Source organism: Novosphingobium rhizovicinum (genome assembly GCF_040813635.1).
GTDB lineage: Bacteria > Pseudomonadota > Alphaproteobacteria > Sphingomonadales > Sphingomonadaceae > Novosphingobium > Novosphingobium rhizovicinum.
Window position 1 is genome coordinate 1 of record NZ_JBFNXR010000039.1, and the last position, 11,619, is coordinate 11,619.

The window sequence follows — 11,619 nt, forward strand, 5'->3', positions numbered from 1 at the left end:
TGGACGCCTCGAAAAACCTCTGGCGCATAGCGGCCTGAGCTGATTCACTGCCTTTCGTGAGAGCGGAGGCGATGATGGCGGGACAGCCGGGTTTCTTTGACCTTTCGGACCGATACGAGGCGCTCAGCGCCGCGGGCGATCCGCTTGAACGGCTTACGGCCGTCGTCGACTTCGAGGTTTTCCGCGGTCCGTTGGTGGCGGCGCTGCGGCGGAGCGCCCGCGGCAAGGGGGGCAGGCCGCCGTTCGATCCGGTCCTGATGTTCAAGATCTTGGTGCTCCAGGCACTGTATTCGCTGTCGGACGAGGCGACCGAGTTCCAGATCAAGGACCGGCTCTCGTTCCAGCGGTTCCTGGGGCTCGGGCTGGACGGCACGGTGCCCGACGCGACGACGGTGTGGCTTTTCCGCGAGAGGCTGGTCAAAGCCAAGGCGATCGACCGGCTGTTCGTCCGCTTCAATGCGGCGCTAACCGACCGGGGCTATCTCGCCATGGGCGGGCAGATCATCGACGCCACGGTTGTACCGGCACCCAAGCAGCGCAACACCCAGGAGGAGAAGGCGGCGATCAAGGAAGGCCGGATCCCCGAGCACTGGAAGGACAAGCCTGCCAAGCTCCGCCAGAAGGACCGCGATGCGCGCTGGAGCGTCAAGTACACCAAAGCCAAGGTGAAGGAGGGCGCTGATCCCAAGGCGTTCAAGCCGGTCGACCTCGCCATCCCGATGTTCGGCTACAAGAACCACATAGGCATCGACCGCACGCATGGCCTGATCCGCACCTGGGATGCCAGCGCCGCCAATGCTCATGATGGTGCAAGGCTGCCGGTCCTCATCAGCCCTGACAACACGGCGTCGGGCGTATGGGCCGATACAGCCTACCGCTCCAAGAAGAACGAGGCGTTCCTGGCCAAAGGCATGTTCACCAGCAACATCCATCAGCGCAAGCCGCACCGCCGGCCCATGCCCAAGCGCATCACGCGAGCCAATGCGAGGCGGTCGGCAGTCCGCTCAGCCGTCGAGCACGTGTTCGCCGGCCAAAAGCACCGCATGGGGCTCGTCGTTCGCACCATCGGCATCGCCCGCGCCCGCATCAAGATCGGGATGGCAAACCTGGCCTATAACTTCCAGCGTCTCACCTGGCTCGAGGGGCGTATTGCGCCCGCATGATGCCGAAACCGGTCTTCGAGCCTTGAGCCACCACGAAATTCAGAAGATTACCGCCCCGAAACAGTGCCGAGCCGCACTTCGTGCGCCATCATACCGCCGTCACGCCGAAAATAGGCGGTTCTTCGAGGCGTCCATTTGGCAACGGGCGCTTCCGCCTGTTTTTCCGTTACGACAGCCGCTCAAAAGTGCTCATCTTCGCTTGGGTGAACGATGAGACGACCCTGCGGACCTACGGCTCAAAGACCGATGCCTATGTCGTGTTTAAGGGCATGCTCGACATCTGCGATCCTCCGGACGACTGGGAGGCACTTCTCAAGGCCGTATCTGATGATCTGGTCACCAAGCGCCTAGATCAAGCTAAAGGGAAATAGGCGCGGGATCGCAGTTTCTGCTTTCGTTCCGCAGTTGGCTGACTCATAGAATCGTCATGCCGATCGCGCCTGAACACCGTTGGCTATACCCTATCGACTGGCCCAGCTGTCGAACCTGATCCGTTTTCGTCGGGCGAAAGGGCGATGCGAACATTGCCACCGAACGCATGGCCGCAATGTCATCCACCTTGGTGACGGAACCTGGCGGAACGAGGACAGCGCGGCTTGACGCGGTGGTGAGGGAAGGTGGGTTCGAGGTCTGTCATCTTAGGATGATCTCCTGCCCATTCAGCTAATGCTGGCGGGCATCGACCCGCCACCTCCACGTGCAACCCGTGTCGTACTGGCCAGTGCACACTTGAACCATGACCCAGGCGACAACCGACCGTGTAATCTCGCTGCGCTCTGCCAGCGATGCCGTCCGGCCGATACTGGAGGCGCTGGATGCCGGGAGCGAGGATCCGGCGTTCCTCAACGTCCTGCCGTTTAGAACCCGTCACGACAAGCCCGCTGGCAGCGTAGTTCTGCGACGGGCGCGGGACAGCGCCACCTTACATCAGGTCGCGGCGCTGCAGGCGCAGCGGATCATCGCGCTCGGCGGAAGGCATTCGACGCCCTCTCAGCAGTCGGTGCCACAAAGAGGTATGACGTGATTCACCTGAAGCGCGCCATCGGTGACAGCTATGTCACGCCGGAGGCACGGGCGGCCATTGCCGCTCTTCGGAACAATCGATGATGGGTGAGGTGATCCAGCTACACGACCCAAAGGGAAGCGAGAACTTGCCGAGCCAATCCCCCTTGAGGAGGATCAGCTGACCTGCCGTGCACGACGCACACGGTCGAGAGCCGCGTCGAGGCCTTGGCTGCCACGATCAATCCTCACGCCAGGGTGGGGCTTTGCCCGAGAGCTCGCGGTATCCTCAGGGACGCTCAAGAGCTTCCGCCAGCGTGATCCCGATGATCCCGGCTTCTCCTTCACCCGCCATTGGTATGACGGTTCCGAGCTGCGCCCGGGCATAGCCTCATGGGTCATGGCAAAAATCGAACCCGGGGACGATCCGGTGTTCGGCAACGCAGCCAAGTCAGAGGTCATGCTCCATAGCGGCGCACCGGCCAACTACGCGCACTTGGCCTTCCTGCTCAGGCAGGTGGACGAGAAGCTGCCGCCTTACGAGCGCCATGTCATGATCCAGGTCAAGCTGGCCATGGATCCGCACGAGCCCTGGCACGCGGACTACGAGCGTGTTCGGGGCTTCGCACGAAGGCACTTCGTCAGCCAGCGCTTCCCGTGATCCTGGTGGCGCATGTGCCAAGCGTTGCCGGGCTCGAGGGCAATGGCAGCCATGTGCGCTGCATAGTGCTGTCGCGCCGGGTGGGGACCAATGATCTCGAGGGCGATTGCCATCGTCTTTGTTCCGACAAGGGCTACGCCGAAGCGCGCGCCGCCTGGCGCGAAAGGCTTGCCGAGGAGAGCGGCGCATAACGGACCGCCAACTTCCGACGCTGCAGCTCGTCTCCTCGTCCAAGTGGGCGAGGAGACGAGCAGAGGATCGCGACGGAGGAACGGGCGCATGAGCTGCTTCTCCGGCTCCGTGACCCGCTCTTCATAGGAAAGGATCCGCCCCGGCCGAGCACCTGCGCAAGGGAGGTGCGGAGCGTCGCCTTGAGCACCGAAGCTCGGTTGGTTTGCCGAATGCCGAGGAATTTCGGCACCTGCAAGCGCCTCAGCATCCACTTCGCAGCCGCCTCGCTCGCGACGAGGACGAGTTCAGGCACCCATTCTCATTGGAGCTTGGGTGTGAACTCGCCACCAGTGCCCAGGTGAGACTGCGTGTACGCAGGTTCTGCCATTGAGCTTCCTCCCGCTCACCTTCTTGAGCCCTCTGGAAGCCTTGGGCAGGTAAGGACCGGTCCGCGATGATGAACTTTCTCCTCCTCTATCGAGCGAACTGCTCGTGTTTGGATCGAGATCTTAAGTTCCTCGCAGGTGCGACCCTACCTTCTGATTACGCAGTGAGCGCGGGATTCACCCGGTGGGCGGCCTTACGCCGGCGGGCGACGTAACCGATGAAGCCAAACCCGAGGATCATCATCGCCCAAGTCGAAGCTTCGGGCACGGCAGCAGTGAAGGTCAGATTACCCGTGTAGTTTGCCTGCGCCCCCTTCGATAAAGGTTGATAGCTCCCGAGCACTTGAATAGTATTCATCGCCCCCTTATCTATCACCACGCTATTAACGTTGACCGACGTTCCTGCTGTTGTTTTTACAATTGTAGTTGCGTAAGAGACGCCGTTGATGATCAAATCACTAATAGTCAGGAGGGTGCTCTTGCTGGAGAACGATGTCTGAAGGCCGCCGCTGCCGATGCCGTTCTTGTCGATCCTGAACAAGAAGGTATCGTTTATCTTAGTGACCTTGTTGAAGCTATTGGTGAATATCCCCGTTATATAATCATCCACGTTGGGTCCTTGGGCGTTACCCTCGACGCAGAAATGGATATTACCCGGTTTGCAGTCCGCCGGCGTGAAGGTTGCCGCATTAGCCGAACCACACACAGCCAAGCTAACCGCCGCAGCAGCGTAAATAAGAAAATTCTTCATAGATACCCCCACTCGCCCAGGTTGGTTAAACCCCATTAACTGCGAGTCAGTCGCGCGATTACCATGATCCTAGGCACAGTCCTCCTCCGGTATATCCCCAGTACGCCGGGTCTTTGATAGTGCTGCTGATCGGGTATATCCCCTTCCTCAAGCATGCTCAGCGCTCATGCTCGCAGCCTTTCTGGCCAATTTCGGATCCCGGTAGGTTGTAGAGGCTATCTCCCTGAAAGCTGCTGCTCCCATCGCTAAGGCTGTGCCACTATTCTGGCATAGGACATCGTCTCTCGTTAGACTCAGCGGATGGATAACGCCTTATCATCGCTGGCAGACCGCTGAAGATGTCTGTACTGCTCAGCCGACGCCAAACGTTGCAGCTTGGCGTCGTAATCGTCGGCGGATGGGCCGTTTCGCAAGTACTGCCGCGCGCCTCACTGTATGAACGTGATCTTAGCCAATCAGGAGCTGTGGAACGAATACTTCAAGGAGCAGGGTCCCCGACCGACGGTCCACGGAACGCATCGGTCAGACTTGCTGTTTTTGCAGACTACTTCTGCCCTGCTTGCCGCCGAGCATTCCCAGCAATGGAGAAGGCGGTGCGCTCGGACGGTGACGTCCGAGTCATTTACAAGGACTGGCCAATTCTTGGTCCTCAATCCGTGCGAGCTGCCCGGCTCGCGCTCGCAAGCGCCGAGCAAGGGATCTACTCAGCCGTCCACCGAAGGTTGATGACCGGCAACTGGATCAACGAGAGAAGCCTTATTACCGATGCCGGCGGCGACTGGAAGCGAGTGATGGCGTATATGACGGCAAATGAGCAGAGCATTGCTGCACGGCTACATGCAAATGGGCGGGACGCTCTGGAGATCGGTCTGACTGGCACGCCAGGGTACCTTGCTGGACCAAAGCTCGTAGCCGGCGCGATCTCAGAGAGCGATTTCCAGCGGCTGTTCGCCCATGCGCGGAGCGCCACCTAAAGGCCCAGAGGATGTCGCACGCCCAATTTTGCAGCTTCTCCGCCGCCGACTAGAAACAGCGTTCCCATTCACGATAATTTCGCATCCAGACATAAGCATGTGCTCGGGGGATAGCTCCGAGCCTCCATTATATGCCTGAGAGTGTCGGGAGGAGACGGGGCTACCTCAGGCACCATTTGCCTGGATCAATCCACTTTCGCCCAATCGAGGCGGGAACTCACGGCATACGAGCTTAACTTGCCCTCCTTACAAGTGGTCTTTTAAGGGGCCAAGGGCGCGAATTTACCTCTGCACTATATCGCCATAGTAATATTCACTACTTTATACGAGTCACATATCAGCCTACATGAAGCCCCGGCGAGTCAATTAGGTCTGATGATTGGCTTAACAATTATATGATATATGATGGATCAGGATGTCACGATGCGAGTGGATCTTTGGACACACTGGCTTTCTCACGCCATGAGTGAAGATTGTTCTGAGGTTCCCTTTCAGAAACCTGCGGAACAGCACCATGCTCTTATTGCTCGTGCGGCAGCTGGTCTCCTATCGGCTGACGATCCTGTATCCATAATAGACGGCGTTATTCGGGATGTCGCAGAGTTCCTGGAAGTGGATCAAAGGGTCAGCTATGACATTACTGAAGACCGCGCTCATCTCCGACTGACGCATACGAATGGGCGGAAGTGCGGCGAATTACTCGAGTACGCTCCCTTAGAAATCCTGCTGGCCGGCATTGTCGCTCAGTCAGGCAAGCCGTTGATATTACATAATCTTCAGGATAGCACTCAAGAACGCTATGCGTTAGCTCGCCAAGCTGGCGTTCGTGCATTCGCAGGATTTCCGATCGCCAGTCAAGATAGACTCTACGGCGTGATAGCGTTCGCGTCCTTGACGCGTCCTCTCTTAAGCAACGAAGCGCTCGACCTCTTCGCCACACTGGCAAGCCTTCTCTCGACTGCCCGGGCTCGCCTAGAGCAGGAAGCAGCACTCCGGATGAGCGAAGAGCGGCTTCGGCAACTAAATGACACGTTAGAGCAGCGAGTGCAGCAAGCCGCTGCCGAACGCCGAGTGCTCGCAGCCGTGGTAGACAACACGACTGCCTGCGTGATGGCATGCGATCCGGACCTCAACATCCTCGCGGTCAACCTCGCGCAAGCCGAGGAGTTCTTACGCTTTTATGGACGGTCCTGTGAAGCAGGAGATAACCTCCTCCAGCTCCTTTCGGCGTTCCCAGAGCACCGTGAGCGTATCCATGCTCAGTGGAAACGGGCTCTTCGTGGAGAAAGGTTCCTGATTGTCGACCAATTCGGCGATCCGGCTTACCAGCAGGCCCACTATGAAGTTCACTTCGATGCGATGCGGGATTCACACGGCAAGGTTATAGGTGCCTTCCTCACGGCTTATGATGTCTCAGAGCGCGTGGGCGCACAAAGAGATCTCGAGGCAGCTAAGGACGCGCTCCGCCAAAGCCAGAAAATGGAAGCCATGGGTCAGTTCACGGGTGGAGTGGCACACGACTTCAACAATCTGCTAACTCCAATCATGGCGACCCTCGAGTTGCTTCAGCGGCGCGGCGTAGGAAACGAGCGCGAACAGCGCATGATTGCCGGAGCTGCACAATCAGCAGAGCGCGCAAGGGTGCTCGTGCAACGCCTTCTCGCCTTTGCACGGCGCCAACCCTTACAGCCAGTAGCAGTGGATGCGGGCAAGCTGATCAACGGTATGGCAGACTTAGTAAGAAGCACGGCTGGGCCGCAAACTAAGCTCAGTGTGCAGGAAGCTGACGAGCCAACCTATGCTTGGGCCGATCCCAACCAGCTTGAAATGGCTCTATTAAACCTCTGTGTAAACGCGAGGGATGCGATGCCGAACGGCGGTACGCTGCGCATCTCGATCCGCTCACAGAACGTGGCTAGCGACCGAGAGGCTCTTCAAGCAGGGAATTACATCTGCATCTCGGTTGAGGATAGCGGCGTTGGCATGGATGAGGCTACGCTCCTACGAGCCACCGAACCATTTTTCTCTACCAAGGATGTCGGCCGTGGCACCGGCTTGGGCCTGTCGATGGTCCATGGCCTTGCTGCTCAGTTAGGTGGCGCACTTCAGATTAAAAGTTCGCTAGGAATCGGCACGACCGTTTACCTTTGGCTACCCCAAACTGAACCGCAAGACGAAGTGCAATCCATGGCTTCGCCGGCTCCCCAGCCAGAGAAGCTGAAGCTGCAAACCGCGCTGGTTGTTGACGACGAGCCGCTGGTCCGAACAACCGTCACTCATATGCTGCAGGAGCTCGGCTATTCCGTAATTGAGGCTTCTTGCGCCGAGGACGCGACCAAGATTGTCGAGCGGGGGAATAATATTGATCTAGTGCTGACGGATCACCTCATGCCTGGAATGACCGGAGGTGAGTTAGCGCGATGGATCCGGCAGAAGGCTCCAGATCTGCCGGTGCTTCTCATTTCTGGATATGCCGAAGGTGCCAGACTTCCTGCCGATATTCCAAGGTTGTCAAAGCCGTTCGCCATGAGTGAGCTTTCCACCCGACTGGCAGCGATGCAGAAGCAACTGACGAGTGTCTCCACATGATGTTGATTACCACCTCTGGAATGGCCGCTTGAACCTTCTCGGATTGCAAAATCAAGGCTGAAATCGACTAACTGGCTGTCCGCGGCGGAAACTCCGCACGCCGTAGTGCTATTCTGTAAAGGAGGGGGTTGGCCGATCAGTCGGCCGATCGCCCATCTACTGCGAAATGTACTATCTCGGCGGGGAAAGGCCTCATCTGAATGCCCAGACCGAAATCCGCTCACGATCTTTCCGGCCTGATGAAGTATGCGGAGCGGTCGCCCTGGGATGAAGCAATGGCCGATATGCTTTCCGCACATTTCGACCTGGCGTGCGAGGCGACCGGTTTTGAGCGCGACGCTATATTCGATGCCATCGGCCATGACTGGCAGGGGCCGCTATGGGGCTGCGCCTTTGAAGATTTGCTTACACAGGAATTGGAACCTGACGGCCTTAATCTGGTCGAGGACTATCTTAAGCGCCGGGGTTGGAACGAGAAGGCGCCGAACAAAGCCTATATGCGTGCGCTACGCGATACAGCCATGTCGCTCTATGAGGTCAGTGAGCTCGTTCCCGGCCAGTCGATGACCTTGCGCGATCTGCTGCGCGACGCCCCCCCCGTGACAGTTCAGGAACACAGCGCGACCCAGATCCTCGTCAACTGGGACAAGGTCGCTGCGAGGGTTGTCGACCTGAATGGTCGCTATGGCATTTCTGGAGTGCTATTGCCGTTCAGCGCGGATGGGGCCCTGCGAGTGGTCGATGCATTTGTCCAATTAGCAGACGAAATAGAGGACACTGCCGGATTGGCCCCCTCCGATCAGGACGGGTTCCTGCGGGCATTGGGACCAATGTTCACGAACATGTGGCTGCTCGATTGTCTGGCTAAGGCCATACCGCGCGAAACGAGCGGTTGGGCAGATGCGCGGATTGCTGGGCGATTTCTTGGATGCCCCACCGATCGAAATCCTGATGCTGGACTAATGAGACCTGTGCGCGGGTCATGACCGACGGGCCCATTTGCGGCGTCCGATGGTCATGATGTGCCATGGTTGATCGATGAGCTTGTTCCACGCCTCGCAGCAGTGATCGACGATGTTGTCGTAGGAGGTGAAGACCCGGTTCGAGAGCCAGTTATCGCGCATGAACTGCCAGATGTTTTCGACCGGGTTCAGCTCGGGACATTTAGCCGGTAGAGCGATGATGCTGATATTGACGGGCACATCCAGCTTGTCGGTCATGTGCCAACCAGCCTGATCCATCAGCACGACCGCGTGAGCGCCGGGGGCAACGGCGAGCGATATCTCAGCCAGATGCAGCGACATGGTTTCGGTATTGCAGAAGGGCAGGACCAGCCCTGCGCCCTTGCCGTGTTCCGGGCAGATCGCGCCGAAGATGTAGGTCGATTTTGTTCGTTGATCCTTTGGTGCCGATGGCCGCGTCCCGCGTCTGGCCCAGCGGCGGGTGATCTTGTTCTTCTGGCCGATGCGCGCTTCGTCCTGAAACCAGATCTCTACGGGCGTGCCCTTCGGGAGGGTTGCTTTGACCTTTGCCAACTCGGCGGCAAAGCCCCCCTTTTGAAGGCCTCCAGCGCAAGCTCGTTTTGGGCATGATGCATAGCTGCGCGCCTGAGCGTTCTTCGCGCGGGTAAAGATGCTGCCTATCAGCTTGTCCGCCAACTCCAGGGCGCTGTCGGTAAGCCGTTCTTCTAGATCGAGCAGGAGGGCAACCAGCGTGGCGCGTCGCCGGGACGGGGTATAACGCTGGATCACATAGGCAGGTGATGCATGGCCTTCCCTGACATATTGTCGATAGCGGTCCGCATGGATTCGGCCAGCCACGTCCGGAGAGATGCCCATCTTTCGCACTTGCCGCAGGCGGTCGAGAATCTGGCGGATGTGATCGGGCCTGGCCGCAATAGGAATGGTCTTGAGCAAAGCGAGCTGGCTCATGCCGCCGGCGTCGTCGAAGAGCTGATCGAGGGCGTTGACCTGTTCGATGCTGAGATCGGCGATCAGGGCATAGGCGGCTTGCTTGCGGGCACGCGCGCGTCTCGCGCTGCTTGCTCGTTCGATGGTGGAGATGGACGGCAGCAAAATCTTGGCCTTGCGCAAGGCGGTGACGACGCCGTTTGCGATCGTCAGTCCCTTGTCGGTCGCCCATGCCGTTTTCGCGGCCGCGTCTATCATGAAGGGAATATCCGCCCCAAAGCAAGACAGATGCGGTGCCGTTGCAAGTGCTACACACCGCACGCCAGCTGTTAGGTGGTCATTTCGACAGTAAACGGCTGAGGCGCCGCGAGCGGACAGGTTCATCGCTCGACAGACTTGCCTCTCTGATCGATTGGAGTTGGGTGAGCGCGCCACGCCGGGGGGGCTGTATCTAACTGGGACCTTAACCATAGTGATGTTGAACGGCCGGTGAGCGAGCGCGGAGTTCCTCAAATCGGTTGCCGAGCTCGAGAAGATCGTGGCCAAGATCCCGGTCGGGCGCCTCGGCGGCGCTTATGAGATTGCCCGGGCGGTCGGGTTCCTCGCCAGCGAGAACGCGGGCTTCGTCACTGGATCGACGCTTAGCATCAACGGCGGACAGCATATGTACTGACCTGCCGGTCACCCGTAATTTCAATCGAAACTACATAGGCAGAGGGAGGAAAATGGCATTGTCGAGTTGCTTGAGAGCGGCCGTTCTCGACCAAAGCACGAACCCGCTGCGCGGGAGGGTCGCTTGGGGTGGCGTAGCGTAGTATTGTCCAGGCTTTAGGCAGGGCGGCGTCTCCTTCTGATCGTGGAGTTCCTTCAACGCAAAGGAACTCACGATGGACACTGTCACGACCGCCGCCCCGAACACGTCACTGCGCCAGCGGATGTTGCAGGATATGCAGATGCGTGGCCTTGGGGAGCACACGCAGAAGGATTACATCCGCCACGTTCAGCGCTTCGCTGCTTTTCTCGGTCAGCCCCCCGATGCCGCTACCCTCGAAGATCTTCGGCGCTTCCAGCTGGATCAGCATGAACGCGCCGTTGGCCCCGCGACCATCAATGGGGCCGTGTCGGCACTGCGTTTCCTCTTCGGTATCACCCTCAAGCGGCCGGAGATGGCGCTGGGGCTTGTCGTCATTCACGTCGCGCCCAAGTTGCGGGTGGTCTTGAGCGTCGAGGAGACCGCGCGGCTGCTCGAGGCTGCGCCAGGCATCAAGTACAAGGCAGCCCTCAGCGTGGCCTATGGCGCGGGCCTGCGGGTCTCGGAGGTTGCCCACCTCAAGGTCGATGACATCGACAGCGAGCGCATGATCATCCGTGTCGAGCAGGGCAAGGGACGCAAGGACCGCAATGCCATGCTCTCTCACCGCACCTGCTGGATTTGCTCCGGCAATGGTGGCGCGAAGGCAAACGCCGCGGGGTGATGTTGCCCCATGGCTGGCTGTTTCCCGGCCGCAGCGGCACGGATCCGGTCTCGGCTCGCCAGTTGCACCGCGTGGTGCAGGAGGCGGCCGAGCGCGCCGAGATCCACAAGCGGGTAAGCCCGCATACGTTGCGGCACTCGTTCGCCACTCACCTGCTCGAGCAGGGCGTCGATATCCGCGTCATCCAGGTTTTGCTGGGACACGTGAACATCAACACGACCGGCATCTACACTCAGGTGTCGAGCAAGACCATGCGGGCAGTGACCAGCCCGCTCGACCAGATCGTTGCCGTGATGGAAGGCAGGTCACCCCCCGGCTGAGCGCGGTGCGCGCCTCACTCGAGGTCGCCGATATCTTCCGGAGTGCAGGGCCCGCCTATCGCGCAGCCCATGCCGGGCATCTCAGTCTCGGCCAGCTCAAGGCCATGACGGCCATCGAGAACTGCCGCACCGCCGCTCTGGGTGGTCACGTCGAGGCCTGCGACGACTGCGGGCATTGGCGGATCGCCTACAACTCGTGTCGCAACCGGCATTGCCC

At 59.4% G+C, this 11,619-nt stretch carries 10 protein-coding genes and 4 pseudogenes; 11 read left to right on the forward strand and 3 right to left on the reverse strand.

Going from position 1 to position 11,619, the window contains the following annotated elements; genetic code table 11:
- Window positions 1-74: 74 nt before the first annotated feature.
- The 5 genes from ABUH87_RS10925 to ABUH87_RS10945 all read left to right on the forward strand — a co-directional run bounded on the left by ABUH87_RS10925 (window position 75) and on the right by ABUH87_RS10945 (window position 3,017).
- Window positions 75-1,163: an IS5 family transposase gene (locus ABUH87_RS10925; RefSeq protein ID WP_367767718.1), complete on the forward strand. Its 1,089-nt coding sequence runs from the start codon at window positions 75-77 to the stop codon at window positions 1,161-1,163.
- 80 nt (window positions 1,164-1,243) lie between these two features.
- Window positions 1,244-1,534, forward strand: a complete 291-nt coding sequence (locus ABUH87_RS10930; protein WP_367773477.1) for a type II toxin-antitoxin system YhaV family toxin — start codon at window positions 1,244-1,246, stop codon at window positions 1,532-1,534.
- A gap of 365 nt (window positions 1,535-1,899) precedes the next feature.
- On the forward strand, window positions 1,900-2,187 hold the full coding sequence (locus tag ABUH87_RS10935; protein WP_367773479.1) for a hypothetical protein: 288 nt from the start codon (window positions 1,900-1,902) through the stop codon (window positions 2,185-2,187).
- Window positions 2,188-2,565: 378 nt separating this feature from the next.
- Window positions 2,566-2,826 carry a hypothetical protein gene (locus tag ABUH87_RS10940; protein ID WP_367773481.1) on the forward strand — a complete coding sequence of 87 codons (261 nt, stop codon included), beginning with the start codon at window positions 2,566-2,568 and terminating at the stop codon, window positions 2,824-2,826.
- Window positions 2,823-3,017 (forward strand): hypothetical protein, encoded by a 195-nt coding sequence (locus tag ABUH87_RS10945; RefSeq protein WP_367773483.1) that lies wholly within the window; start codon window positions 2,823-2,825, stop codon window positions 3,015-3,017. The genes ABUH87_RS10940 and ABUH87_RS10945 overlap by 4 nt, the downstream gene beginning before the upstream one ends.
- A gap of 523 nt (window positions 3,018-3,540) precedes the next feature.
- Here the strand turns inward: ABUH87_RS10945 and ABUH87_RS10950 are convergent.
- Window positions 3,541-4,134 (reverse strand): FxDxF family PEP-CTERM protein, encoded by a 594-nt coding sequence (locus tag ABUH87_RS10950; protein ID WP_367773485.1) that lies wholly within the window; start codon window positions 4,132-4,134, stop codon window positions 3,541-3,543.
- 338 nt (window positions 4,135-4,472) lie between these two features.
- Between ABUH87_RS10950 and ABUH87_RS10955 the strand changes: the two genes are divergently transcribed.
- The 3 genes from ABUH87_RS10955 to ABUH87_RS10965 all read left to right on the forward strand — a co-directional run bounded on the left by ABUH87_RS10955 (window position 4,473) and on the right by ABUH87_RS10965 (window position 8,683).
- A complete protein-coding gene (locus tag ABUH87_RS10955; RefSeq protein ID WP_367773487.1) occupies window positions 4,473-5,108 on the forward strand; it encodes a DsbA family protein in 636 nt (211 codons plus the stop codon).
- A 423-nt stretch (window positions 5,109-5,531) separates the two neighbouring features.
- Window positions 5,532-7,697, forward strand: a complete 2,166-nt coding sequence (locus ABUH87_RS10960) for an ATP-binding protein (protein ID WP_367773489.1) — start codon at window positions 5,532-5,534, stop codon at window positions 7,695-7,697.
- A 275-nt stretch (window positions 7,698-7,972) separates the two neighbouring features.
- Window positions 7,973-8,683: a DUF7986 domain-containing protein gene (locus ABUH87_RS10965; RefSeq protein WP_367773491.1), complete on the forward strand. Its 711-nt coding sequence runs from the start codon at window positions 7,973-7,975 to the stop codon at window positions 8,681-8,683.
- Here the strand turns inward: ABUH87_RS10965 and ABUH87_RS10970 are convergent.
- A pseudogene (locus ABUH87_RS10970) lies at window positions 8,678-9,315 on the reverse strand (IS630 family transposase); the annotation flags it as partial. The gene ABUH87_RS10965 and the pseudogene ABUH87_RS10970 overlap by 6 nt on opposite strands.
- Window positions 9,278-9,880 (reverse strand): annotated as a pseudogene (locus tag ABUH87_RS10975) (DUF4158 domain-containing protein); the annotation flags it as partial. The pseudogenes ABUH87_RS10970 and ABUH87_RS10975, both read right to left, overlap by 38 nt.
- A gap of 253 nt (window positions 9,881-10,133) precedes the next feature.
- Here ABUH87_RS10975 and ABUH87_RS10980 point away from each other — a divergent pair.
- The 3 genes and pseudogenes from ABUH87_RS10980 to ABUH87_RS10990 all read left to right on the forward strand — a co-directional run.
- Window positions 10,134-10,280 (forward strand): annotated as a pseudogene (locus tag ABUH87_RS10980) (SDR family oxidoreductase); the annotation flags it as partial.
- A gap of 214 nt (window positions 10,281-10,494) precedes the next feature.
- A pseudogene (locus ABUH87_RS10985) lies at window positions 10,495-11,402 on the forward strand (tyrosine-type recombinase/integrase).
- Window positions 11,403-11,407: 5 nt separating this feature from the next.
- On the forward strand, window positions 11,408-11,619 hold a 212-nt coding region (locus ABUH87_RS10990; protein WP_367773493.1), incomplete at its 3' end, for a transposase zinc-binding domain-containing protein.